9 protein-coding genes are annotated in these 22,357 nt (G+C 66.3%); 8 read left to right on the forward strand and 1 reads right to left on the reverse strand.

Annotated elements, in window-relative coordinates; translation table 11 throughout:
- The first annotated feature begins 7 nt into the window (after window positions 1–7).
- Both CSW57_RS02055 and CSW57_RS02060 read left to right on the forward strand, forming a co-directional pair.
- Complete coding sequence (locus CSW57_RS02055) at window positions 8–3,544, forward strand: non-ribosomal peptide synthetase (RefSeq protein WP_099381231.1); 3,537 nt, start codon at window positions 8–10, stop codon at window positions 3,542–3,544.
- Window positions 3,541–4,848: a SidA/IucD/PvdA family monooxygenase gene (locus CSW57_RS02060; RefSeq protein ID WP_099381232.1), complete on the forward strand. Its 1,308-nt coding sequence runs from the start codon at window positions 3,541–3,543 to the stop codon at window positions 4,846–4,848. Before CSW57_RS02055 ends, CSW57_RS02060 begins: the two co-directional genes overlap by 4 nt.
- A 25-nt stretch (window positions 4,849–4,873) precedes the next feature.
- Here the strand turns inward: CSW57_RS02060 and CSW57_RS02065 are convergent, their stop codons facing one another.
- Window positions 4,874–5,500, reverse strand: a complete 627-nt coding sequence (locus CSW57_RS02065) for a GNAT family N-acetyltransferase (protein ID WP_099381233.1) — start codon at window positions 5,498–5,500, stop codon at window positions 4,874–4,876.
- A gap of 167 nt (window positions 5,501–5,667) precedes the next feature.
- On the opposite strand from CSW57_RS02065, the gene CSW57_RS02070 reads away from it, so the two are divergent.
- From CSW57_RS02070 to CSW57_RS02095, 6 genes are all read left to right on the forward strand, one after another.
- Window positions 5,668–6,438, forward strand: a complete 771-nt coding sequence (locus CSW57_RS02070; protein ID WP_099381234.1) for a thioesterase II family protein — start codon at window positions 5,668–5,670, stop codon at window positions 6,436–6,438.
- Window positions 6,439–6,450: 12 nt separating this feature from the next.
- Window positions 6,451–7,785 (forward strand): polyketide synthase, encoded by a 1,335-nt coding sequence (locus CSW57_RS02075; RefSeq protein WP_099381235.1) that lies wholly within the window; start codon window positions 6,451–6,453, stop codon window positions 7,783–7,785.
- Entirely contained in the window at window positions 7,778–10,975 is a 3,198-nt protein-coding gene (gene nbtC / locus CSW57_RS02080; protein WP_099381236.1) for a nocobactin polyketide synthase NbtC, read from the forward strand. The genes CSW57_RS02075 and nbtC overlap by 8 nt, the downstream gene beginning before the upstream one ends.
- Before the next feature lie 112 nt (window positions 10,976–11,087).
- On the forward strand, window positions 11,088–11,813 hold the full coding sequence (locus CSW57_RS02085) for a hypothetical protein (RefSeq protein ID WP_143696451.1): 726 nt from the start codon (window positions 11,088–11,090) through the stop codon (window positions 11,811–11,813).
- A 45-nt stretch (window positions 11,814–11,858) separates the two neighbouring features.
- Window positions 11,859–17,795: a non-ribosomal peptide synthetase gene (locus tag CSW57_RS02090; RefSeq protein ID WP_099381238.1), complete on the forward strand. Its 5,937-nt coding sequence runs from the start codon at window positions 11,859–11,861 to the stop codon at window positions 17,793–17,795.
- Window positions 17,792–22,351: a non-ribosomal peptide synthetase gene (locus CSW57_RS02095; protein ID WP_099381980.1), complete on the forward strand. Its 4,560-nt coding sequence runs from the start codon at window positions 17,792–17,794 to the stop codon at window positions 22,349–22,351. The genes CSW57_RS02090 and CSW57_RS02095 overlap by 4 nt, the downstream gene beginning before the upstream one ends.
- Window positions 22,352–22,357: the final 6 nt, after the last annotated feature.

Consider the following 22,357-nt stretch of genomic DNA (forward strand, 5'->3'; position numbering starts at 1 on the left):
CCGTGTGATGAACGACGGTACCGAGCCCACGGACAAGGTCGGCCTCGATGAGATCCGCCGGCAGATCGCCGAGCAACTCGGGTGTTCTCCGGACACCATCGACGACGACGCCGACCTCATCGGACTCGGTCTCGACTCGATCCGGATGATGAAGATCGCGGGTGGCTGGCGCAAACGGGGCCACAACGTGAACTTCGCGCAGCTGGCCGAGGCTCCATCGGTTGCCGCCTGGGCGAACCTCATCGGCGGGGACCCGGAATCGGCGCGGTCACAGGCCGACGAGGTGTCGATTCCCCCGTCGACGCAAGAACAGTCGGCGTCACCGGACGCCCCGCACGAGGCGCTCGCCGAGTCGGGGCCCTTCCCGCTGGCGCCGATGCAGCATGCCTACTGGATCGGCCGCTCCGAAGGTCAGGACCTGGGCGGTGTCGCGGCCCACCTCTACGTCGAGTTCGACGGAGCCGATGTGGACCCGTCACGACTCCGAGAAGCCGTTGCACGTCTGGTTGCGGCACATCCGATGCTCCGGGTACAGATCCTGTCCGACGGTACGCAGCGCGTGTTGGCCGAACCCGGCCGCGCGGTTTTCGACGTCGTGGATCTCAGATCGGTAGGCGATGCGCAGGTCGAGCAGGTCCTGAACGAGTTGCGCCAGAACAAGTCTCACCAGATGCTGCCGATCGAAGAAGGCCAGGTCCTCGACATCACCCTGACGCTGTTGCCGGACGGCAGGACGCGGCTTCACGTCGATGTCGACATGATCGCCGGTGACGCGATGAGCTACCGGACGATGCTGGCCGACCTGGCTGCGGCCTATCACGGCCGTTCACTACCTGCCACCGAGTTCACCTACCGGGACTACCTCGCCTGGCGCGACGAGCATCCGGACGTCAATCGTTCTCGCGATCAGCAGTGGTGGTCGAAGCGGCTCGATGAATTACCCTCGGCCCCAGCGCTTCCGCTGGTGCCGAGGTCGCAGCGAACCGACGAACACCGGGTGGTGCGCCACCACCACTGGATCGATGCGGCAGCCAAGGAAACCCTCATCGCGGCAGCGCACGAGCGTGGCGTGACGGTGGCCATGGCTCTGGCGTCGGTGTTCGCCGAGTCGATCGCGCGATGGTCGAGTACGCCCCGATTCCTGCTGAATCTTCCCCTGTTCCAGCGCGAGGCCGTACATCCGGACGCCGATCGGCTGATCGGCGACTTCACCACCTCGGTCCTGCTCGACGTCGACGCCTCTGCCCACTCATCCATTCTCGACCGCGCCCGTGCGTTGCAGAAAGTGATGCACGCGAACGGGTCCCATGCCTCCTACAGCGGGCTCGAAGTACTGCGTGACCTCGGTCGCCATCGCGGAGAACAGGTGCTCGCGCCGGTCGTGTACACCAGCGCACTCAATCTCGGCGAGCTGTTCGACGACGATGTTGTGCACACCTTCGGCGATCCCGAGTGGATCGTCTCGCAGGGCCCGCAGGTCCTGCTCGATGCGCAGGTCACCGAGGTGCGGGGCGGACTGCTGCTCAACTGGGACGTGCGTGAATCGGCCTTCTCTCCAGGGGTCGTCGACGCGATGTTCAACCAGTACCGTGTGGCGGTCGACAGGCTCACCCTCTCGAAGGCGGCCTGGGAGGCCGCCACCACCCCGCAGCTTCCCCTCGATCAGCGTGCGGTGCGCGACCGGGTCAACGCGACCGACCACCCGACCAGCGGACAGGTGCTGCACGAGGGGTTCTTCTCGTGGGCGGCAACGACTCCGGAGGCTGCAGCCATCCGGTTCGGTGCAGAGGGCCTGTTGACCTATCGTGAGGTCGGGGCAGCAGCTCTCGCTGTCGCGGGAGCGCTGCACCAGGCGGGTGTCAAGCCGGGTCAGGCTGTCGCGGTACAGCTTCCGAAAGGTCCCGAACAGATCATCGCCACCCTCGGCATCCTCGCCGCAGGTGCCTCGTACGTACCGGTGGGTCACGATCAACCCGCGGCGCGGCGAGCGCACATCCTTGCCGCTGGACAGGTTGTCGCCTGGGTGGGTGCCACTCCCGATCCCCACCTACCGACCGGCCTCACCGCGCTCACCTACACCGACGCCGCACAGTGTCCCGCCCCTCTTGCAGAGGCAGTGATCCCGGACCGCGAGTCCGTCGCGTATGTGTTGTTCACATCCGGGTCCACCGGGATCCCCAAAGGGGTCGAGGTGCCACACCGTGCGGTCATGAACACCATCGACGACCTGCATCACCGCTTCGGTGTGACTGCCGCCGACAGCGCCCTGCTGGTCTCCAACCTCGAGTTCGATCTGTCGATCTACGACATCTTCGGACTGTGGGGTGTCGGCGGCACAGTTGTCACGATGACCGACGCCGAGCGCACCGATCCCGACGTCTGGAAGGCACTGATCGAGCGCCATTCGATCACGCTGCTCGCATGCGTACCCAGCCTGCTCGACATGCTGCTCAACGCCACACCCGCCGGCAGCACCGCGCTCGCGTCGGTGCGCGCGGTGTTCCTCGGTGGCGACTGGGTCGGCGTCGACCTGCCCCGCCGCATGACTGCGCTGGCACCGGGCGTTCGGGTTGCCGGCCTCGGTGGTACCACCGAGACGGCCATCCACGCCACGATCTGCGAGACGGTGGACCCGCCTGATCATTGGGCCGCAGTGCCGTACGGAACGCCGCTGAACAACGTGCAGTGCCGGGTTGTCGACGCCACGGGCAACGACTGCCCGGACTGGGTCGCCGGCGAACTGTGGATCGGGGGAGCCGGGGTCGCGCACGGATATCGCGGCGACCCCGGACGCACCGCCGACCGCTTTGTGCGCCACCATGGCCAGAACTGGTATCGCACCGGCGATCTCGCGCGCTACTGGCCCGACGGTTGCCTGGAGTTCCTCGGACGTGCCGACCATCAGGTGAAGATCCGCGGCTACCGGGTGGAACTGGGTGAGGTCGAGGGCGCGCTCCGGTTGCTGCCGGGGGTACACCGTGCGGTGGCGTCGGTGCTCACGGGCGCAGCTCCCACGTTGGTGGCCGCCGTGTCGCCGGAGTTCGGTGTCTCGCTCGAGCGCGACGCCGTGCTGGACGGTCTTCGGGAGTTGCTGCCCGGGTACATGATCCCCGTACAGTTGCTCATCCTGGAAACGATGCCGATCACCGGCGTCGGGAAACTCGATCGCCGGGCGGTGCACACGATGTTCGACATCGAGGACACCAGCTCGGAGTTCGAGCCGGCCCGGTCCGCACTCGAGCGCGCGCTCGCCCACATTGTCGGCGAGCTCATCGGGGCCGACCGGGTCGGGCGGGACGACGACTTCTTCGCTCTCGGTGGGGACTCGGTGCTCGCGACCACACTGGTCGCCCGTGTCCGTGAGTGGCTGGATGCGCCGAACGCGGTTGTGGCCGACGTGTTCTCGGGACGGACGGTTGCGACCATCGCCGAGAGGCTGATGGCCTCCGACCCTGTCGTCGGCCGCCTCGAGCAGGTTGCGGACATGTACCTCGAGGTCATCGCGATGGGCGACGACGAACTCGCGGACCGGGTGACCGAATGAGCGGTGCGAGCCGGCCGCCGGTGCAGACGCTACTGGTCGTCGGGGCCGGACCGAAAGCGCTTGCTGTCGCGGCCAAGGCGACGGTGATGCGGGAACTCGGCCTACCGGCGCCGCGTGTCGTGGCGGTGGAATCGCATGCCGTCGGCGCCAACTGGCAAGCCGGGGGTGGATGGACCGACGGTCGGCATCGACTGGGCACGAGCCCGGAAAAGGACATCGGATTTCCGTACCGCTCCAACATCGCTCGCGGGCACAACCACGAGATCAACACGCGGATGATGGCCTACAGCTGGACGTCGTATCTCATCGATCGCGGCACCTACTCGGAATGGATCGATCGGGGCAGACCGGCACCTCCGCACAGCACCTGGGCAAAGTACCTGCAGTGGGTGGCGAGCAGGATCGACCTGGAGGTGGTGCTCGGGACGGCGCGCAAGATCTCGGCCGATGGCCCCGGCTGGAATGTCGAGGTGTCGGGAGTTGATGGCTCGATACAGGAGATCACGGCCGACGCGCTGATGATCTCCGGCCCGGGCCGCAGCGATCGAGCCCTGGCCCGGCACCCGAGGGTACTGAGCATCGCCGAGTTCTGGAACCTGGCCGGGCGCAGGGAGATTCCAGCATCGTCTCGGGCCGCCGTGATCGGCGGTGGCGAGACTGCCGGGTCTGCACTGGACGAACTGGTTCGACACGACGCGATGACGATCTCCGTGATCTCACCGATGGCCACGATCTACACCCGCGGAGAGAGCTTCTTCGAGAACGCGTTGTTCAGCGACCCGTCCAAGTGGGCGGCGCTCAGCACTGCCGAGAGACGCGACGTGATCCGCCGCACCGACCGCGGTGTGTTCTCGGTTCGCGTGCAGGAGAACCTGATCAGCGACGCCCGAGTCCATCACCTGCAGGGAAGAGTGGTGCGGGTGGTAGAGCAGGGGCCGTCGGTGGCGGTGACGCTGCACAACGAACTGCGTTCGGACCAGGCGCACACCTTCGACCTCGTGGTGGATGCCACGGGTGGACAGCCCTTGTGGTTCATGGAGCTGTTCGACCCGGCCACCACAGACCTCATCGAACTCGCGATCGGCTGGCCGATCGATCAAGAACGTCTGGAACTGTCCATCGGCTACGACCTCTCGGTCACCGGTCTTCTCCCCAAGCTGTATCTGCCGAATCTGGCCGGATTCGCCCAGGGCCCCGGTTTTCCGAATCTCAGTTGCCTGGGAGAGCTGTCCAATCGTCTGCTGCGCGCGCCCGAGAAGGTGTCACCGGGCCGGCGAGCCCAAGCGGGCTACGGACGTAGATGACCGACCGGCCGACTCCGGGGAGCGGTCAGGGTCGGCTGAGCGAATGCAGCGCAATCCGGCGACCGGGACGCACGTCGAACTCGCCGAGATCGCGATAGCCCTTCTTCGCCAGAGCCCGCCGCATGTGGACGTTCCGATGATCGGGGTCCACAAAGATACTTTGGCACAACGGCTCTGCCGCCCAGATCGCCTCCGCGAGCCGTTCCATCCAGGTAGACATCACACCTCGGCCGAGGAGGTCGGTTCGTGCGGTCGCGATGTGAAATCCCATGTCGCGGGGCGCAGCGGGATACACCTTGGCGTTCTCGTCGCGGGCCGGGCGGTACAGCTCCACGTACGCCACCTCGGTCATCGCTTCACCGGACACTCCGAATGCGGCGAGATCGGCACTCACGATGCACGGGCGCGAGTAGTCGCCGGCAAGGCGTGCCGCCGAGTCTGCTCGCCACTGCGCAGCCGACCATGGCTGTTCCCAGGTCTCCACCAGGTGCGGCAGCGACATCCACGCGGCGAGCATCTCCGGGTCGGAGCCGTCGGGGTCGACGAGGCGCAACGCAAACGGCGGATCGAAGTCGGGCACCACCGGCGGCGGGGCTGCCCGGACATCGTCACCGACGTCGGTGAGTTCACGTTTGAGGACATGCGAGGTCACGTCGGTCGTGCTCCGTTCAGTTCAGCCGGACGCAAGTAGGGTAGCCTAACCAAGGAGTTCCGGCCTTCGGGTACCGGGAACCGGCCTCTGACCGCCGGAAAAGCAGCGCTTCTGGCCGCCCGGGGGTGTCGGCCCATGGCCGCCCAGGATGAAGGAGCAGTACCTAGATGTCACGCGACCTCGGATGGATCCGGCAGTTCCACCAGCCCACGTCCCCGGCGAATCCGCCTCTGTTGATCTTTCCCCACGCGGGCAGCGGGGCATCGACCTACCGGGCGTTCTCCAAAGAACTCAGTGCCTCCTTCGACGTGATCGTCTTCCAATATCCGGGACGGCAGGACCGCGCACGGGAGGCGCCGGCGGAGACATTGCCCGATCTCGCTGCGGGTGCCTTTGCAGAGTTCGTCGGATCGAGATGGAACCGACAGGCAGCGATCACCGTGTTCGGCCACAGCATGGGTGCTGTCACCGCGTTCGAGTTCGTCCGTCTGGCCGAAGCCCGCGGCATCGACGTGCGATTGCTCGGGGTGTCGGCGGCGGTGGCGCCATCACAGGTTGCGGACCTGCCTCCCCACCCGACGGGGGACGAGGAATTGCTCGAGCACCTCTCGGCGCTGAACGGCACCGGTGGTGACGTGCTGGCGAGTGCGGATGTGATGCGGATGGCGTTGCCTGTCATGAAGATCGACTACCGCGCCTTCGATGCCTACTCCTGCCGCCCCGAGGTGACGGTCGCGGCCCCGATCCGCGCCATGGGGGGCGCGGAGGACCCCTTCATCACCCCCGGCCAACTGCACGGCTGGGGCACACACACCACCGGTTCGGTCGATGTGACCGTCTTCGACGGCGGGCACTTCTATCTCGACGAGAACCGTGACGATGTCGCCGAGTTGCTCGTCGCCGAACCCGCGGCAACACAACAATCGATCCAGCGGTAGCGGAGCCGGCGAATGTCAGCGAACACGAACGATCCGATCGTCATCTCCGGGATGGCCGTGGAAGCGCCGGGAGGAATCGAGGACACCGGAGCCTTCTGGGAGGCACTCGTCGCCGGGCGTGAGCTGATCGGTCCTTTTCCCAGAGACCGCGACTGGCCGATCGAGGAACTGTTCGCTCTGCATCGGCTCGACGGCTGGAGTGCCGTCGCCGATGCCGGAGGATTCCTCGACGGCGCATCGCATTTCGACCCGGGCTTCTTCGGGATCAGTCCACGCGAAGCGATCGCAATGGACCCTCAGCAGCGGGTCGCCATGCGAGTTGCCTGGCGCGCACTCGAAGACGCCGGTATCAACCCCGGTTCTCTGGAGGATGCGGAGGTCGGTTGCTACATGGGCGTGTCGATCAGTGAGTACGGCCCGCGAGCGGCCGCTGTCAACGAGTTCAGCGGTCACCGCATCACCGGAACCGCGCTCGGCGCGGTTGCCGGCAGGATCTCACACAGCCTCGGACTCGTCGGGCCATCAATCAGCGTGGACACGGCCTGCGCTTCGTCGCTGACAGCACTGCACCTAGCCGCCGGAGCGGTCCGCGACGACGAATGTGATTGGGCGCTTGCCGGCGGCGTCTGCGTGATGGGTTCTCCCGCTGCGTTTTACGAGTTCTCCAAGAACAACGGGCTGGCATCGGACGGACATTGCCGGTCGTATGCGGCCGATGCCACCGGAACTCTGTGGGGTGAAGGGGCCGGCGTGGTCGTCGTCGAACGCGAATCCAGGGCGCGGGCTCTCGGACACCGGATCCACGGGCGCGTGCTGGCAACACGTATCAACCACAACGGCAAGGGAATGCCGATCGTGGTGCCGAGTGCGGCGGCGCAGGTTCGCCTGATCGAGAAGACACTGGCGGCAGCGGAGGTGGAGGCCGGCGACATCGGCCTGATCGAGGGGCATGGCACCGGGACACCGCTCGGCGACCCGATGGAGCTGACCGCATTGCAGAACACCTACGGGCAGGGGAGCGCCGGGGCGGTGAAGCTGGGATCGGTGAAGTCGAACGCCGGCCACGCCCAGGCTGCCTCGGGGATGCTCGGCCTGATCAAGATGCTGCTCTGCGGCGGCAAGGGGCACATCGCGCCGACACTGCACGCCGATCGGCCCACCAGGAAGGTCGACTGGGACAGTTCGGCGCTCCGATTGGCCGAGGGCCTCGAATACTGGGAGCCGAAAGATGGTGTGCGCTACGGCGCCGTGTCGTCGTTCGGGGTCTCGGGCACCAATGCGCACGCGATCGTCGCGATGCCGGAAAGTGCCGTGGCCGTCGACACCGCGGGAGCCCGCCATGCCTGATCCTCGCCTACCGGATGGCCGGACCGCGGTTGTCCTGTCTGCTGATTCGCCAGAGCTTCTGGTGGCCGAGGCCGGCGCGTTGTCGGCGTATGTGCGCGACAACCCGACGGTGACCCCGAGTGCTGTTGCGGCAATGCTGATGCGTACCCGTGTGGTCCGCAGGCATCGTGCACTCGTGATGGCCTCCGATCGGGATCGCCTCGCCGCCGGCCTGCAGGCGCTCGCGGACGGCGGCGACCATCCGGACGTGGTGCGTGGTCGCGGCCCGGCGACCAGGCGGACAACGGCTTTCGTCTTTCCGGGGCAGGGCAGTCAGTACCCCGGTATGGGGAAGATGTTCTACGACGCGTCACCGGTTTTCCGGGACGAGGTGGACCGTATGAACGACATCTTCGTCGAGTTGTACGGCATCTCCCCCAGGGACTATCTGCTCGATCAGCAGGAGCGTTCGGTCGACGCGGACGGGCGTGTGCACGAAGACATCCGCGTGGTACAGCCCGCGCTTCTGATGCAGATGATCGCCCTGGCGCAGATGTGGCGTTCGTTCGGCGTGGAACCGATGCTGACGGTGGGGCACAGCCAGGGTGAGATCGCCGCCGCGTACATTTCGGGAGCGATGTCGTTGACGGACGTCATCCACGTGGTGGCAACCCGGGCAAATCTGGTCGTCGAGTTCTCGCCGACCGGCTATTCGATGGCAGTGGTCGCCATCGACCGTGATGAGTGCGAGGCGCTACTGGCCGAACATTCGGGGTGGGCAGAGCTGTCGGTGGTCAATTCTCCGCACATCCTGTGCATCTCAGGCGACCGTTCGACGGTGCACGACATGGTTGAAACACTGACTGCGGCAGGAAAGTTCGCGAAAGAGATCCGGGTCGACTACCCGGCGCACACCTCCATCGTCAGCAGATTCCGAGACGAACTCGGTGAGGCGCTGGCCGACAAGCTCGAGAACTCGAGATTCACGGAGACGTCGACCCCATGCTTCGGCGGTACCCTCGGCAAGGCGATGTCGCCGTCACAACCGTTGTCGGACTACTGGTTCTGGAACCTTCGTAACCGTGTCCGGTTCGATCTGGCGGTCGGCGGCGCCGTGCGCAGCGGGGCCAACACCTTCATCGAGATCGCCGAGCACCCCACCCTGGCGCTTGCCATCCAGGAGAACATCGCGACCACAGCGCCTGACGCGGCGATGCCCGTGATCGGGACGTCGCGGCGCAGCGCAGAAGACCTACGCGAGTTCACACACAATCTCGCCACCGTCGCCGTCAACGACTCCGGCTATCGGTGGGAATCCCTCGCTGTCGCCGAGGTGGAACCCGTACCCCCACTGCCCGATTTCCCTCACGTGCAGATGGCGCGGCGGTCGCTGTGGGCCTCGCATCTGGCGCCCGGGCAGGAACTGGAATCGGCAGTGCCTGAGGAAGACTCGGCGCTGTTTCCCCGTCGCATCACCGAGACGTGGACGCGACTGGCGCGCCGCACGCTGGTGCCACCGCGTTCCATTCTGCTGGTCGACGACACCGGGCGGTGTGAGCAATGGGCCGCCGACCTGTGCGCCGCAGCGCCGGCCCACGGCGCCACCGCGAGCATGTACCGACAGGAGGGACCGCCGGGGTCGGTGCAGTTCGATTCGGTGGTGATCCTGTTGCCGGGTGGTTCCGGCGACGCCGTGTCCGACGCGATCGCGGACCTGTCCGACTTCTTCGGCAACCGGGGCTGGCTGCCGGCCGCGGTCACCGCCGCCGCCGAATGCTGGCTCGTGACTGCAGCCGGCGAACACGTGGTGCCAGACGACCCGGTCCCGCATCTGTTCCATGCCGCTGCCAACGCCGGATTCCGATGTCTGGCAGCCGAGTACCCGCGCACGACGTTCCGGCACCTCGATCTGCCCGGGGAGGGGGCACCGTCGGCCTCCGCCGTCATCGGTGCTCTGCACATCGCTGCCGAGCCGGAGCTGGCCCTGCGCGGCGCCAAGGTCTACGCAAAACGCCTTACCTACGTCGACGGTGTAGACGGACGCCCCGCGCCCGTGCTCGGGGACGCCGCACCACTCGGGTTCGACGATCCGGCCATCGGTTCGGGTCCCGACGATCACGTGGTGATCATCGGTGGAACCGGCAAGCTGGGTCTGGAGTTCTGCGAGTACTTCGCCACGCGGGGCGCGACCAGAATCACCCTTCTCAGCCGATCAGGTGAAACCGCCTCCACCGCAGGCCGATTGCGGCACATCCGGAGTCTGGGCGGCGCGAGGGTCGATGTCGTGGCGTGTGACGTCGGTGACGAGGCATCGGTTCTGCAGTTCGTCTCCGATCACGTGACCGAGCCGGTGGACGTGGTGGTACACGCTGCGGTGAACTATGTGGACGCCGAATCCGGCAACATCACACCCGATCTCGTTGCGGCAGCGACACAATCGAAGGTCGTCGGCCTCATGCATGTGCTGGCGGCGACACCGCTGGCGCCACGATGTCGTGTTGTGCTGTGTTCATCGATCGCGGCAACCCTCGGAGGTCGCGGTCAGATCCTGTACGCGGCAGGCAACCGGATGCTCGATGTGCTGGCGCGCACGCTGCGCGAACAGGGCATGCGGGCGGCATCGGTGCAGTGGGGGTTGTGGAACGTGCAGGGTCCGCTCGACACGGCCGGCGTCGATCGGGTCGAAGGGGCAGGTGTCATCCCCATGCGGCCCGCGGACGCGTTGTCGGTGGCCTTCACCGGCGCGACGGCGGACACGATCGTCGCCGCGGCCGACTGGGCCGAGCTGCACGACATCGTGTCCCTGTTCGGGCACGGACCCCTGGTCGCTGGGCTGGTCCCCGAACGCCCGCCGGCACAGTTGGCTTCGTCCGTGTTGCCGACTACCCCTTCGCCGGTGACGGCCGGCTCGCCGACGGCGTCGGAACCGGCAGCACCCGAGATGCCCGCTGCGCCGACGGACAGCGCGGTTTTTGCCGAATTGGTCGTCACCGAGCTCAATCGCGTGATGGGCATCGACGGGGGCGACATCGACCGGACGGTGCCGTTGGTTGCGCTCGGGCTCGATTCGCTGCAGGCGCTCGATTTCCGTCGCCGGGTGAAATCCGAACTCGATCGGGACCTTCCGGTGGAGGCGATCCTGGGCGGCGCATCGTTCGACGAGGTGGTCAGGTTGATGGATGTCGGGTCTGAGACCGCCGTCGGCGGGTGACGGTCATCGCACTCCGGAAGCAGGTAAGGACAGGCTTACCATTTAAGCCCGTGTCGTGGTTCAATAGCGCGTACATGCGGGGAGATCATGAAGTGAACAGAAAGCAGATGTGGTGACCGAGAAATCGAACTCGAGTGTCAACGTGCCGACAGTGTTCGTGGCTGCCGGTGTGTCGGCGGTCATCTCTGCGCTCATAGTGTCCATCGGTGTGGTGGGGGTTTTGTTCGCGGTCGACACCGACAATTCGGCGTCGAACTCCGCCGAACCCACCGTGGTGAATCTCGGGGCCGCGGCGAACCCGCAGGGAACCGTGCAGGCCGGAGCCACGGCTCAGCCGACCGCCGCTGCGCCCGCCGCCCCTGCGCCGACCACCGCGGCCGCTGCACCCGCACCAGCGGTCGGAGGTGGCACCACCTCGGGTGGCGGCTACGCACCGCAGGCCCCCGCGGCACCGGCCACAACCGAGGCGCCCGCAGCCGAAACGGCTGCGCCCGCGGCGTTGTCCGCAGGAGAACTGCAGAACAAACTGAAATTGGTGCTGAACGGCTCGAGTGCCCAGAAAGCCGATGAACTCGAGGCGGGCACCCGAGGCGTGCCGGTGGGCGAGGGGATCGGCAACACGCTGCGTACGTTCGAGCCCGCCGGTGTGAAATGGCGGATCGCGGGCCCGGTGACCGTCAACGGAAACACCATGTCCGCCAACCTCATCCTCTCGTCGCCGGGTTTCAATGACGCGACGATGGGCCTGACCTGGGTGTGGAAAGACAACAAGTGGAAGCTGTCCAACACCAGCGCCTGTGAGGTCGCCGGGTACGCGCAGGTTCCGTGCGCGCTGTAGCGCCGCCTGCGTCTGCCGTCGGACCGTGATCGCTAGGGGCGTTCCATGCCAGAAGACCTGATATCCCGCCGCAAAGAACTGCTCCGCCGAAAGCTTGCCGAGAGCGGCCTCGCATCCGACGTCTCTGTTCCTGTTCGCACTCGATCGGCCGGTGAACGCTCACCGCTGTCGGTGGGGCAACAGCGGCTGTGGTTTCTGCAGACCCGTGACCCGGATGACACCACCCTCAACGTCTGTGTGGCATACCGGTTGTCGGGCCGCTTGGACGTCGACCGGTTGCGGGGAGCGCTATCCGACGTGGTCGAACGCCACGAGATCCTGCGCACCTCCTACGGCGTGGACGACGATGGAGCCCCGTACCAGTCTGCTGCCGAGCACGTCGAGGTGCCATGGAGTGAACACGACCTGACCGATCTCGTGGAGCAGAGTCGCTCTCGCCGTCTCGAGGTGCTCGCCCGACGTGAGTTCGGGCGGCCGTTCGACCTCGCCCGGGACGTGCTGCTGCGGGCGACACTGGTCCGAACCGGCCGCGACGAGTGGGTGTTGATCTTCGTCCTCCACCACATCTGCTGGGACGACGACTCGTGGGCGGTCTTCTTCGACGACCTGAATGCGGCCTATGACGGGCGGTCCGCACACCGGGAGCCGATCCAGTTCCTCGACGTGGCAACCGATCCTGCCGCCCTCGACGTCGACGACCCAGCGATCGCATACTGGCGCGAATTGCTGAGCCCGGCTCCAGAATGGCTCGAAATGCCGGCGGAGACACCCGGTGTCGCGTCCAAGAACGCAGGCCGTGGTTCCAGGGCGATGTCCTCGGATCTGATCGAGGCGGTGAACGAGCTCGCTCGCGCGGCCTCGACAACACCGTTCACAGTGCTGCTGGCAGCCTTCGGAGCATTGATCCACCGGTACACCGGTGCGACGGACTTCTTGGTTGCCGTGCCCATCACCGACCGGCGCAAGCCTGGGGCCGACAGGGCGATCGGGTACTTCGGCAACACGGTGCTGGTGCGGACGACCATCGACCCCCGGGCCCCCTTCGCTGACCTCATCGCAGCCACGCGCGACAACGCTCTCGGTGCGTTCGGCCGCCAGCACGTTGGTATCGACCGGGTGGTGCGCGAGCTGAACCCGGACCGGTCTGGTGGCGACGGTCTCGAACAAATTGTCCGACTAAGCTTTTCGACACGCAAGAGCGCGGTCGGGTTCGCGCTCGACGGCGTGACGGCCGAACAACTCGACCTTGCCGCCTCGGTGACCCAGATGCCTCTCGGTCTGACGGTGGTGCGCGATGGCGATGACGCATCGGTGGAAGCCGAGTACTTCGCGGAAGTGCTCGACCAAGCAGTCGTCGACGACATGCTGGCCGCTTACGTGCGGTTGCTCCACGAGGCTGTCGCGTCACCCAGCACACAAATCGTCGATCTCGACATCCTGGGGGAGCGGCGAACGGAGATCATCGAGCGTTCGCACGGTGGCCAGGTCTCTGCGACACTCGCCACGCTGCCGGAGATGTTCGAGAGTCGGGTCAGGGCACATCCGGACCAGCCCGCGATCATCGACGACAACCACACCCTCACCTACGCCGAGCTCAACGCCCGGTCCAACCGTCTGGCCCGCTGGTTCATCTCTCGCGACATCGGACCCGAAGACCTTGTGGCACTGAGTCTTGCCGCGTCGGTAGAGTTCGTCGTGGCGGCGGTCGCCGTGCTCAAGGCGGGCGCCGCGTACCTTCCGATAGATCCGTCCTACCCGCAGGACCGGATCGATTTCCTCGTCGAGGACGCCAGGCCGCGAATCGTGCTGTCCCAGGCCGATCTGGCCGCTGCTGAGCAGGCAGCCGAGGTCCTGTCCGTCGTCGACCCGGACGACGCGGATCGGATCCGCCCGCTGCTCCCGGCTGGTCTGGCGTACGTCATCTACACCTCCGGCTCCACCGGCCGGCCCAAAGGTGTCCCGGTACCCCATGCGGCGATCGCGGACCATCTCGCCGGCTTCCATGCCCAATTCGGGATGACCGCCGAGGATCGACTGGTTCAGACATCGTCGGTCAGCTTCGATGCCTCGCTGTTCGAGGTGTTCTGCACGCTCACCCTCGGGGCCACCCTGGTGATCCCCAAATCCGATGGCTTGCAGGATATCCCGTACATGGCGGACCTGTTGGTGCGCCAGGGCGTCACCGTCATGCACATGGTTCCCTCCATGCTGGGGATGTTCCTGCTGCTGCCCGGGGTCAACGAGTGGACCACCCTGCGCCAGATACCCGTGGGTGGAGAAGCGCTGCCCGGTGAGATCGCAGACAAGTTCGGCACGGTGTTCGACGCCCAATTGCGCAACAACTACGGCCCCACCGAAGCGGTTGTCGCGGCCACCCACTACCCGGTCGACGGACCACAGGGTGTCCGGATCGTGCCGATCGGTGTGCCGAACCGCAATGTGACGGTGTACGTCCTCGACGCCGCACTGCAACTCGTGCCGACCGGAGTGGTCGGCGAGATCTACATCGGTGGAGAGCAACTCGCACGTGGATACCTCGGCCGTCCAGCGCTGACCGCCGAGAGGTTCGTCGCCGATCCGATGTCGCCCGGTGGCCGGCTGTACCGGACGGGCGACCTCGCGCGCTGGAACGTCGACGGCGACATCGAGTTCGTCGGCCGGATCGATGAGCAGGTGAAGATACGCGGCTTCCGGATCGAACTCGGCGAGGTCGAGTCGGCGCTCGCCGGCCACCCTGCGGTCGCCCGTGCCCTGGTCATCGTCACCGACGATCCACGTGTGGGCGCATCGCTGGCGGCTTACCTTGTCGCCGAACGTGATCAGACCATCGAGATCGGAGCTGTCCGGGACCACGCTGCGTCGGTGCTGCCGGAATACATGGTGCCGAGCGGCTTTGCCGTGATCGACGAGATACCACTCACCGCACACGGGAAACTCGATCGCAGAGCGCTTCCGGAACCGGTGAGCAGCCGGCCCGCGGAATCGCGTGCGCCCACCACCCCGACCGAGATCCGTGTTGCCGCACTGTTCACGTCCCTGTTCGGCCGCGATGACATCGGCGCAGACGACTCCTTCTTCGAACTCGGCGGGCACTCGTTGCTGGCGGCGCGCTTGGTCACGCAGATCCGGACCGAGTTCGGAGTGGACATCGACGTCCGGGCACCGTTCGACACGCCCACCGTTGCCGGCTTGGCGTCGTGGTTGGTGGCCCAGGTACGCAGTGAGTTCGGCATCGACCTCGACGCGCATGACGATGACGAAGGCGGAGACTGGGATCTCGGCGGCAGTTCGATCGCGGAGGCTGCGGCGTCATCGTCTCTGACCGGCGCACCGCGTCGGCCCGCGATCTCTGCTCGCACCGAGGCGCCAGAACACGTGCCCCTGTCGTACTCACAGCTCGCGATGTGGTTCGCCCGTAGCTTCGAAGGGCCCAGTGCGGTCGGGAACATCCCGATGGCGGTGCGGATCGATGGTCCGCTTGATGTGCCTGCCCTGACCGACGCATTGGGCGACGTGATCGCCCGCCACTCGGCTCTGCGGACAACGTTTGTCGAGCGAGAAGGTGTGCCGTATCAGGTTGTCGGACCCGTCGAGCCCGCGGTGTTGCCACTCACGGTGGTGAACGGCACGTCGATCGCCGAGAAGGAAGCGCAGCTGAGTTCGGAACTCGAGCGGGTGGCCGGCCATACTTTCGCGATCGAATCCGAACGGCTGATCCGTACGGAGCTGTTCTCACTCGGCGAGAATTCGCATGTGCTGTCGATCTTGGTGCATCACATGGTGATCGACCACTGGTCGTTCAACGTGCTGCTGGCCGATGTGGGCACCGCCTACCGCCACCGCCTCGGTCATCGGTCGGCGCCGCCCTGGTTGCCCCTGCCGATCCAGTACAGCGACTACGCGTTGTGGCAACGCGACCTCTTCGAACCAGGCGCGGTGGCGCACGACGTGGGTGATGCGCAGCTCGAGTACTGGCGGTCGACGTTGGCGGGCATTCCCGACCACATCACCGTCGCAGCGGACCGTCCCCGGCCCGCGGTGCTCGGAAAGTCCGGCGAGATCGTGACGTTCGCCGTGCCCGCAGATCTGCGGGCCAAGTTGCGTTCGGTGGCCGATCGCGCCGGCGTCAGCGAGTTCATGTTGCTGAACTCTGCGGTGGCGACCCTGCTGCACAAACTGGGCGGCGGCGACGACATCACCATCGGTACGCCGGTCGCCGGCCGGACCGACGATGCCACGGCCGACATCGTCGGGCTGTTCGCGAACATGGTGGTGTTACGCAACGACTTCAGCGGAAGCCCGACGCTGCACGACGTCCTCATCAGGGGGAGAGATGCAGCGCTGGGAGCGTACGCCAACCAGGACGTGCCCATCGAGCGCCTCGTCGAAGCACTCAACCCGCGCCGCACCCGGTCCCGTAATCCACTGTTCCAAGTGATGATGCACTTTCGTGATGAGCACAGCCGGGATGAGCACGGCCGCGCCGAGAGCGGTGCCTCCAGCGCATCGGCACTGACCGACGGAACCACGATCTCGTTGCTGCCGGTGGATTTCGAGACTTCGTTCCTCGACCTGAACATCATCTTCGCCTCGCAAGCCGATGGCGGTCTGGCCGCACGCCTCGTGGCATCGACGGATCTCTACGATCGCGACACCGCCGAAGAGCTGGCCCGCCGAATGATCGTCATGCTCGAGCACTTTGCCGACCACGTGGACACTCCGGTGGAGAAGGCGGACGTGTTTCTTGCCGACGAACGTCACCGCCTTCTCGACCAGTGGTGCGATGGAGGACCGCCTGATGTCGAGGCCTTCCGGGCCAGGATGAATGCCCTTCCTGCCGGCAGTGACACGATTGCGATCCGGCGGGGCGACGATGTCCTCGACTACCGTTCCCTCGCCGATGATCTGGCAAGCAACGACGACGCGAGTGGCCCGCTGTCCGATGTCGTCACGGTGGCGCGCCGTGCGCTGCAAGGACATCCGTGTCATCTTCCGGTTCCGGGCACCGATGACATTCGGTTGATCGCTGTTCGTTCCGGCGACCCGGTGATGGTCTCCGAACTTCTCGCCGGACTGTCGGACGGAGCGACCGTGGTGCTCGCCACCGACTCCGAACGCACCGATCCGGCCGCCCTGGCGGCTGTGATCGCCGGGCAGTCGGCGCAGAGGGTGGTCGCTTCACCGGAGATGCTCGGCATGCTCCCGCACTCGGGGGTGTCGATGATGCCGTCGGTGCGGACCTGGGTGGCTGCCTCGGTCAGCACCCAACCATCTCTGGGCGAGACGCTCGGGTCCCTGTCTGCCGGTTCGGTTGCTGAGTACCGTTACACAGCAGGGGATCTGGATGCCATCTTGGTGACGGGCGAGCTGTCCGGTTCCCACTCCGCCTCTCAGTCCGGACGTCCGGTCCCAGGATCGAAGGTATTGGTGCTCGATGCACACCTCGACCCGGTTCCGCCGGGGGTGGTGGGCGACGTCCACGTCCAGGTGGCGGGGTCGGGACGCGTGCGCACCGGTGACAGGGCGAGGTGGGACCGCACGGGTTCGCTTGTCTTCCAGATGCCGTCCGAGGCCACGGTGGCCGGTGGGGTCGTGGGCGTCGCCGGCGGCGGCGAACAGCCCCGGACCGACACCGAGCGCGCGATCTGCGATGTTCTCGCGGAGTTGCTGGACATCGACGGCGTGGGTCGCGATGACAACTTCTTTGCACTCGGTGGCGACAGCGTCATCTCGATACAGCTCGCGGGAAAGCTTGCAGCCGAGAACATCCCGCTCACGCCACAGATGATCTTCGATCACCACACGATCGCCGAGGTGGCCACCGCAGTCGACGAGGCCCGTGCCGCAAATCCCGGATCGGATGAGGACCCCGAGGTCGGCCGGCCCGAGGCCCCCGCATCAACCCATGCGCCGATGTCTGTCTCCGGGTTGAGTGACGACGCCCTGGCAGCCCTAACCGCCTCGTGGAAACCGGGTTCATGACCGAGGACGTGGTCAATCGCTCCGCACCCGCCATCGAGGATGTTCTGGCACTGAGTCCACTGCAGGAGGGGCTCTTCTCACTCGCCGAGATCGCGGGCGACGACCTCGATCTGTACACGATGCAATTCATCGTCGAGATCAGCGGCGATGTGAACACCGAGTTGTTGCGCAGAAGCGTCGAGGTGATCCTCGAGCGCCACCCGAACCTGAGGGTCTCCTTCTGGGACCGCGACATCCCCAAACCCGTACAGATCGTTCCCACCTGGGTCGAACTGCCGTGGGCCGAGCGTTCCGCCACCCCGGGCGAGTTCGATTCGATCGCCGGATCCGAGCGGCGACGCAAGTTCGATCTGTCCCGGGGCCCCGCGCTGCGTGTGCTGCTGGTGAACATGCCTGACGACCGCCGGCGACTGCTGATCACCGCGCACCACATCTTGATGGACGGGTGGGCCGTCGCGATCTTCTTCCAGGAGATGTTGGCTGTGTACGAGGCGGGCGGCGATGGCAGGTCATTGCCTCTGCCGCGGCCATACCGTGACTACATCGGCTGGCTGGCGGCCCAGGACGATGACTCCGCGTTGGCGAGTTGGGTCGACTACCTCGCGCCGTTACGTGGTCCGGTGATGCTGGCCGAAGGCCGCGGGGCCGAGCCGGATTCGGTCCCCCGGCGCACGAGAGTGCAGCTGAACCGGTCCGACACCACCAGGCTGACATCGTGGGCACGGACCCAGGGTCTGACGGTGAACACCGTCGTCCAATACGCATGGGCAGTGGTGTTGGGACGGCTGACCGATCGGCGTGACGTGGTGTTCGGCACCACCATCTCGGGTCGGCCGGACTCCCTGCCCGGCGTCGAGGGCATGATCGGCCTGTTCATCAACACTGTTCCCTCTGTGGTCGTCTTCGAACCCGGCACATCGGTGGCAGAAAGTCTTGCGGCACTGCAGCGAGACTCTGCGCGGATGCGCGATCTCGGCTATCTCGGTCTGTCTGCGGTGCAGCGTGCCGCAGGGCACGGCAGTCTCTTCGACACCCTGTTCGTCTTCGAGAACGCCCCGATCGGTGCGGTGACCGACCCTCTCAGCACCAGCGATGGGACGCGATTCTTGCCCGTGGCGATGGAGAGCCTCGCGCACTACCCACTCACCATCGCGGCATACCTGCAGAACGGTTCCTTGGTGGTGATGGCAGAGGCCATCGACGAGGCCCTTCCGCACCTGCCCGCCGTAGACATTGCTGAGCGGATCCTGCAGGTGCTCAAGCAGATTCCCGATTCTGGGTCTGCCGGTACCGACGCGCTCGACGTGCTGCTACCCGCCGAGCACACTGCCACCGAACGCGGTGTCGCCGTCGATGACGTGCCCACCGGCACCATCGCTGCCGCGTTCCTCCGCCAGGCCGCGATGACCCCGTACGCGACCGCACTCACCACCACGACCACCCAGTTCACCTATGCCGAATTGCGCGACCGCACACTGCGTGTGGCTCAGGAACTCCGCCACCGTGGAGTCGGTCCGGAAGACGTGGTGGCGATCGCGCTGGAGCGGTCGGCCGATTCGGTGATCTCGATCCTCGGTGTGCTGGCCGCTGGTGCGGCGTACGTCCCCGTGGATGTCTCGCTGCCGGCGGCGCGGATCGAATCGATTCTGCGACAGTCGAACTCCGCCTTCGTGATCACCAGGTCAGATGTGCTGCTCGCAGAGCTCCTGGGCGGTGCCACAACCGTACTGCGGCTCGACGACCCGGCGGTGACCGATTCGATCGCACGCCGAGAACCCGTGCCGCCATCGGTGCCGGACGAGCCCCACCTCAGCGCCTATCTCATCTTCACCTCCGGCTCGACCGGTGAGCCCAAAGGTGTCATCGGTACCAACGGCGCCGTGCTGAGCTACTTCGCCGACCACCGGGACCGGGTGTACGCGCCCGCGAAGAATCGCCTCGGCCGCCCGTTGCGCATCGCTCACGCGTGGTCGCTCAGTTTCGACGCGTCGTGGCAACCACTGGTCGGTCTGCTCGACGGGCACAGCGTCCATCTGTTCGACTCCGAGGACATGCGTGATGCCGACGCCCTCGTCGAGGGGATCATCACGCACGGACTCGACATGATCGACACGTCCCCGTCGATGTTCGGGCAACTCTCGGGTGCCGGCCTGATCCCGGCGAACAGCACGCGCACACCGCTGTCGGTGCTGGCGCTCGGCGGCGAGGCCATCAGCGCGGCACTGTGGAAACAGTTGCAAGAGTTCGACGATCTGGACGTCTACAACTGCTATGGACCCACCGAGACCACTGTCGAAGCCGTGGTCGCAACGGTCAAGGAATCACCCACACCCACGGTCGGTCAGGCCGTGGACCGCATGACGGCGCACGTTCTGGATTCGGCTTTGCGGCCCGTTCCGCGTGGGGTAGCGGGGGAGCTGTATCTCGCCGGCGAGCAGGTCGCCCGCGGTTACGCTGCGCAGCCCGGGATGACCGCCGGGCGGTTTGTCGCCAACCCCACCGGTGCCGGCGACAGGATGTACCGAACCGGGGACCTCGTCCGGCATCTGCCCGACGGCAAGCTGACCTTTCTCGGCCGGGCTGACAGTCAGGTGAAGATCCGGGGATATCGCATCGAGATCGGCGAGATCGAGAGCGCCTTGCGCGGCGTGCCGGGCGTGAAAACGGCTGCGGTGGTGGTACTTCGACGTTCGGCCGGGGCCACGCTGGTCGGCTTTGTTGTCGGAACGTCTATGTCGGATCAACGGATTCGTGCGTTCCTCGCCGAACGCCTGCCCACCCATATGCTTCCCGCCCGAGTGCTGACGCTCGAGTCCTTGCCGATGACATCAAACGGCAAGCTGGACAACGACATCCTGACGAATCTGGCGCGAGACGCACTGTCGGCCAGGACAGGAGCCGATGCGCTGCCGTCGACGGACACCGAGCGAGCCTTGTGCACGGCGTTCGCCGAATTGATCGGCGGGCCCCCGCCAGGCGTCGACGAGGACTTCTTCGATCTCGGGTTGGACAGCATCGTCGCCATGTCGCTGGTGAACGCGCTCAGACGATTCGGCGTGCACGTCAGTCCACGAGCGGTTCTCGAGAACCCCTCGGTGCGCTCTCTTGCCGCGGCCATCGATGCCGGTGAGGTGGCCGTGGTCGACGACGACGGCGAGCACGACGGCCCCGGCGAGGTGGTTGCACTGCCGATCGTCCGGTGGATGTACGAGTACGGTCGTTTCCGTCGGTTCACCCAGACAACTTTGATCGCATTGCCGGAGGGTGTGACGGACGGAGACGTGCAGTCGGTGCTGCAAGCGCTGCTCGACCGCCACGACATGCTGCGGTCGAAGCTGTACTCCGATCCGTCCGGCCACCGGCTCGTGACGCGAGAGATCGGGGCGGTGAGCGGGGCGGACATCATCGAGACGGTTGTGGTGGCCGAAGACCCGGGCCGTGCAGTCGAGGACGCCGCTCGGATCGCGGCGGGGCGGATCGACCCCGAAGCCGGCGCCATGATGGCCGCTGTTCGACTACAGAACCCGGTCGGCGCAGACGTGTTGCTCCTCGCCATCCACCATCTGGCGACAGATGCGGTGTCCTGGCAGATACTCTTCGGCGATCTCGCCGAGTGCGGACGCATGCTGAGCGAGGGATCGGCGCCCGTTCTGGGACGTGTGTCCACCTCGTATCGACGCTGGACGCACTTGCTCACCGAGCGGAGCGGATCCGAGGACGTTCTTGCGCAGCAGGATTATTGGGTCGGTCAACTCGCGGGGCCCGACCCGGAGATCGGGGAGCGGCCTCCCGATCCGGCCGTCGACGACTGGTCGTCGCTGCAGACCACCGACGCACACACCACCACCGAGATCACCGGCCGCGTGCTGGCGAAACTGGCGGGCCAGGACGCCGGGATGCGCGAGTTCCTGCTGACTGCCCTCACCATTGCCGTGACGACGTGGCGAACCGTCAACGGGCAGGACAACACCGGCGGTGCTCTGATCGCCCTCGAGGGACACGGCCGCGAAGACGGCGTGGTGGCAGGTGAAGTGGACACCTCGGAGACCGTCGGGTGGTTCACCAGCGTCTTCCCGGTCCGGCTCGGTGCGGGCAAGCCGGTCGACCTCGACGCGGTCACACGCGTTCCGGAAGTCGCAGTTGCCCTGTTGGATTCGGTCACCTCGCATGTCGGCGCCATCCCGCGTCGCGGGATCGACTACGGCTTGCTACGCCATGTCGAGCGGGTTCCAGGCCTCGTGGATCTCGCCGACCCGCAGATCGAGTTCAACTACCTCGGGCGGTTCGATCTGAGTTCGGCCGGAGCGACGGACAATCCCAGACCGTGGTCGGCCATCACCGACCTCGAACTCAACGGTCATCTGCCCACCGCCCCAGAACCCGAGTTGCCGCTCCGGTACGCACTGGACGTGGTCGCAGTCGTCCGGGGCACGGTCGAGGGGCCGCAGTTGGTCACCAGCCTGCGCTGGAGTGAGTCGCTGATGAACGCCAGGCAGGCCGACGACCTCGCCGGTATCTGGCAGGAGTGTGTGGCCGCGCTCGCCCGCGCCCTCTGACGTCGG

This window comes from Williamsia muralis, assembly GCF_002735905.1.
Classification (GTDB): domain Bacteria; phylum Actinomycetota; class Actinomycetes; order Mycobacteriales; family Mycobacteriaceae; genus Williamsia; species Williamsia muralis_A.

Excerpts from the sequence above, each read along its gene's own strand:
- CSW57_RS02055 (WP_099381231.1), top strand. The coding sequence starts at position 8 with ATGAACGACGGTACCGAGCCCACGGACAAGGTCGGCCTCGATGAGATC.
- CSW57_RS02070 (WP_099381234.1), top strand. The coding sequence starts at position 5,668 with ATGTCACGCGACCTCGGATGGATCCGGCAGTTCCACCAGCCCACGTCC.
- nbtC (WP_099381236.1), top strand. The coding sequence starts at position 7,778 with ATGCCTGATCCTCGCCTACCGGATGGCCGGACCGCGGTTGTCCTGTCT.
- CSW57_RS02060 (WP_099381232.1), top strand. The coding sequence starts at position 3,541 with ATGAGCGGTGCGAGCCGGCCGCCGGTGCAGACGCTACTGGTCGTCGGG.
- CSW57_RS02075 (WP_099381235.1), top strand. The coding sequence starts at position 6,451 with ATGTCAGCGAACACGAACGATCCGATCGTCATCTCCGGGATGGCCGTG.
- CSW57_RS02090 (WP_099381238.1), top strand. The coding sequence starts at position 11,859 with ATGCCAGAAGACCTGATATCCCGCCGCAAAGAACTGCTCCGCCGAAAG.
- CSW57_RS02095 (WP_099381980.1), top strand. The coding sequence starts at position 17,792 with ATGACCGAGGACGTGGTCAATCGCTCCGCACCCGCCATCGAGGATGTT.